Below are 4,950 nucleotides of genomic sequence, written 5' to 3' on the forward strand. Positions count from 1 at the left end.
CTAAAACTGGGGTAGGAGTTGCGTAACAATTTGATCACGACGTTTAGGGAGTCGGATAGGCGTGTTCCTTGATAGACTAAGGTTCGCTCTCCTTCATAGATTTTTGAGCCAATTTGATAGCCAGGAAGTGTTGGAGTCATGAGGTTGGAGCTTTTCTGATGTTCTCTTATGGTAATGATAAATATTTTATTCGCTTCTAATACCCGATCGCGATCACAGCTCAGTTGCGATCGCCATCTCATCTTTTAGCTATGATATGCAATCTAGAATCAGCGAGCTAGTTGCTGAGAGGAAGACATATTTCTAACTCAGTACCTTTACCCAATTGAGAAGTACAGGTAATCTTACCGGCATGTTTTTGGGTGATGATTGATTTCGCGATCGCCATTCCTAACCCCGTGCCTTTACCCACCGCTTTAGTCGTAAATCCTTGCTCAAAGATACGTTCTCTAACTTCTTCTGTCATCCCCATGCCATTATCAGTAATGCGAATGGTGACCTCCTGGGCTGTTGCTGAGGTGGTAATCTTAATTTGATTAGTAATCTCGCCAAAACTGCGTCCTTGGTTGACCTGATCTAGGGCATCAATAGCATTAGCCATCAAATTCATAAACACTTGGTTGAGTTGCCCCGGAAAACATTTTACTTGCGGTAATTCTCCATACTCTTTCACAATTTCAATCCCTCGACGCTCCTCGTTGGCTTTCAGGCGATGTTTGAGAATCAGCAATGTGCTGTCAATGCCTTGGTGAATGTCAAAAGCGACTTTATATTCCTTATCCGTGCGCGAAAATGTCCGTAAAGATCTGCTGATGTACCTGATGCGATCCGTTCCCGATCGCATGGAAGAAATCAGTTCTAGTAAATCCGAGCGCACAAACTCCAGGTCTATTGCTTCTAGTTCCTCTTCTATTGCCTCACTTGGCTGTGGATATTCTTGCTGATAAAGGTCTATTAATCCCAACAACTCTTGCACATAATCTCGTGCTGGGTCTATGTTTCCAGAAATAAATCCTACGGGATTATTAATTTCGTGGGCTATTCCTGCTACTAAGTTACCCAAAGCTGACATTTTCTCGCTTTGCACCAATTGCAGTTGGGCTTGTTTGAGTTCCTCAAAAGATTGCTGTAATTGTTGCTGGGTCTGCTGAAGCTCTTGCACTGTTCCTTTGAGTTTCTGCGCGTAGTCTTGGGACTGTTGATACAAACGGGCATTTTCTAGAGAGATAGCGGCTTGGGAACAGAGCATAGAGAGCAGTTCCACGCGATCGCGCGTAAACGCTCCTACGGCTAGATGGTTTTCTAGATAGAGGATACCAATCAGCTTACCTTGATTGAGGATGGGCGCGCACAGGAAGCTCTTGGGTTGTTCTTGTAGCAGATAGGGGTCTCCGGCAAACTGAATATCACTAGAGAAGTCGTTAATAAGAATTGGTTCAATGCTGTGCTTGACTTTATTAATGACGCTTGTCGGTAGAGCGCTTTCGTTTGCTGTCTTGGTCGAATACAAGTCGGCACCTTCTTGGGGGTATCGGGCTACAACGTGCCAACTTTCTAGTTGCTGCAAGAGTAGAATGCCACCATCTGCTCCGGCATTTTCCATCGCTGCTTTCATCAAGCTTGCGATGAGTTTATCCAAGTGGATTTCCTTCGATAGGGATTGGGAGACTTTCATTGCTGTTGCCCAATCGAGCATGAAGCCGATCGCGCTGGTACTCGAACTGGCCGTTTGTGTCAAAGTGCTAGTCGCGGTTTGACCGCTCTGTAACTGCAAGCGGGGCTGTTGCAAAATGGAGGAAAGTAGTTGGGGATATTTTTCTTCGAGTTGGTCGGTTTTGGCCTTGGCTCCCCAGCGGGCGTAGCAATAATAAGCTTCCTGCATATGAAGTTCAGCATATTTTTCTTTGCCCCAGTCCAGATAGAATTTAGCTGCGAGTTCGTTGGCCAGAGCTTCTTCTTGTATGTACTCGTTTTCTTTAGCTCCTGTAATGGCGCGATCGTACATTTTCATTGCTTCTACTTGCTCCCCCATAACTCGATGGTGTTCTGCGATGACGAGATGATATTTATGTAGATGATTCATGGGCCCGAAGTTCGCCCATCGTTGCAATTTCTCTTGATTGGCTGCAACTTGAGATAGTATCTGCGTTTGTTCTGAAGGGGAACTGTTGGTAAAACGTGCCAGTTGGGTGAGAGAATCGTGGAAATGGAAAATTGGCCAGTGTATGGCTCCTGTTGCCCCATCGAGGTATTCGCGGGCGAGGTCTGCGGTGGGTTGTGCGAGGATATGATTGTTAAAATAATTGCAAAGAATGAGTTTATTGAGTGCCTGAAAGCAGACGGCGGTGCGATCGCCAGCTTCTTCATGCAAGGGGAGCATTTCATCTTCATTGTAAGCCTCTCCCACCAACCGACAGGGATCGTCTGACTTACCGAGCCAATTGAACACGGCTTGGCGGGAAATTTCCTGATAGTGGAGGGCAACTTCTTGTTTGAGGTTGGCAATTATCTCGCTATACTTGGCCATTTCCTTCCCTAAATTGGAGAGTTCCCGGCCCATGAAATACGCATGGTAGCAATAAATTAGGGCGCTAAACGTTGCCCATTCTAAATCGCCGTTTTCCAATCCACTGGCGTAACCTTCCTGTAAGGGAGGAAGAATCGAGCGAATATGGACTTTCCAGTGGCGAATTAAATCGTAAGCAAACACGAAGATTTGGGCTTTGAGGGTATTAGCCTGCAAGCGATCGAGCAATCCTAAAACCAGTTGACTGGCTGCATATCCACTTTCGATATCTTCCACCAGTTCGCATAAAACTATCCCATAAATTGCATAACCGAGGGCGGACTCCGGAGTATTGCCGTAGCTCAGAGATAATTCAACCAATTTAAAGCCCATCAAGGCCATCAGATCGAAAGCTGCCCCGTAGGCTGATCCCGCTACTGAAGCTAAGATACGCATTGCTGCACATTTTTCTGGGTCTGTGGCGATCGCCTCGGCGATGATTTCTGCTTCGGTTTTCTGGGAAAGGGCAGACTTGATGACTTCTAATTCCCGTTCGACATCGGCATGAGTGGGTTGTTCGGGAAACTCAACCCCCAATAATTTGAGGACTTCAAGGGCAATGGCGATCGCTTCGAGGAGCTGTCCTTGGGCTTGGGCAGCCTGAATGTTAGTTTCGTAGATTTTAACGCGATCGAGGAGGGTTTTGGCATATTTCATCACCGTTGCAGCCCATTGTTGCTGCTGGGAAAAATTACCGTTAAGGAAAGCGGCTTCGCCAGCAGAAATATGCAAATCCAGGGTTAAATAATAGTGGGACTCCCAGCTTGTGGGGGGGAGTAGTGAAATCCCTGCGGTGAGATAGTTCACGGCTGCATCATAGGCAGTCGAGGCTTTGGCCTTCTTCCCTGCTTTCAAGTTTAACTCGGAGAGGTTTTGGCGCTCTGCGGATTCTGCCATTAAATCCGCTCCTATGTTCAATTGGTTGACTATATCGAACAGTTTTTCCTCTTTTCGGACCTCGGGGGTATTGTGGAAAAGCAAACGTCCAACTTGAAGATGAGTGATTTGTTTTTGTTCGTTGGGAATCAGGGAATAAGCAGCCTGTTGGACGCGATCGTGCAGGAAGCGATAATCGACAGTTATTATCTCAGTTGGACTAGAATCTATCTCACCTTGGAAAAACTTATAGGCTTGGCTAATGGGTAAAATCATCCCTTCTTGCAGCGCACTCCAAAGCTCGTTCGCCACTTCTTCTGAGTGGGTTTCACAAATCACAGCCAAGGTTTCGAGATCGAACGGGTTGCCAATACAAGCGGCTAACTTCAACACCTCTTGTGTTGCGGCGGGCAGCTTCTGTAAGCGTCCCGCCACAAACTCTACTACATCATCAGTAAGTGCCGAATCTCGCACCTTCACCAAATCGCATTCCCAATATCCCAAATTGCGATTAAACGTAATCAATTCATCCTCATGTAATCCTTTCAAAAACTGTGTCGTAAAAAAGGGATTTCCTTGCGTTTTTTGATACACTAATTCTGTTAAAGGTTGAGCTTGTTCGACATTACAACTGAAGGTTTCTGCCAAAAGCTGATTGATGTGATGTACACTCAAGGGAGCCAACGTGATTGTTGAAATAGTTGCGTCCTGCTTTTCCAACTCTGCTAGGGTCAATATCAATGGATGAGCTGGAAACACTTCATTATCGCGATAGGCTCCCAACAGCAGCAAATAGCCTCGATCGCGATCGCCCATTAACACCTTTATCAGATTTAAAGATGCCGAATCCGCCCATTGCAGGTCATCCAGAAACATCACTAAAGGATGTTCTTGGGTGGTGAAGACAGCAATAAATTGCTCAAAGAGCAGGTTAAAACGATTTTGTGCTGCACTTCCGGAGAGTTCGCGAACGGGAGGCTGTTTGCCAATAACGCTCTCGAGTTCGGGAACGACCTCAATAAGAACTTGACCATTGTTTCCCACTGCTTCTAAAATTTGAGCTTTCCACTCTTGCAATTGGGTATCGGATTCTCCAAGTAATTGCCCCATCAAGCTGCGGAAGGCTTGCACGAATGCTGAGAAGGGAATGTTACGGTTGAATTGATCGAATTTTCCTTTGATGAAATAACCCCGTTGCTGAACGATAGGTTTGTGTACTTCGTTGACAATGGCAGTTTTGCCAATACCGGAAAATCCAGCGACTAGAATCATTTCGCTGTTTCCAGTTGCGACGCGGTTGAAAGCTTCTAGTAAGGTTTTTACTTCCTGTTCTCGTCCGTAGAGTTTTTCGGGAATCAGGAAGCGACCTGCAATATCCCTACTGGCTAACTCAAAGGGTTCTATTTTGCCGGTTTCTTGCCATTGTTTGAGACAGTGTTCTAGGTCAAATTTTAATCCCAATGCACTCTGATATCGCTCTTCTGCATTTTTAGCCATCAGTTTCATTA

General features: G+C 45.9%; 2 protein-coding genes. Both read right to left on the reverse strand.

All coding sequences use genetic code 11. The features are described from left to right. A partial coding sequence (locus J7529_RS24330; RefSeq protein ID WP_318731129.1) for a hypothetical protein occupies window positions 1-242 on the reverse strand: 242 nt, incomplete at its 3' end. Window positions 243-277: 35 nt separating this feature from the next. Further along, complete coding sequence (locus J7529_RS24335; protein WP_318731130.1) at window positions 278-4,939, reverse strand: AAA family ATPase; 4,662 nt, start codon at window positions 4,937-4,939, stop codon at window positions 278-280. Window positions 4,940-4,950: the final 11 nt, after the last annotated feature.

The organism is Roseofilum sp. Guam, from assembly GCF_017746735.1.
GTDB lineage: Bacteria > Cyanobacteriota > Cyanobacteriia > Cyanobacteriales > Desertifilaceae > Roseofilum > Roseofilum reptotaenium.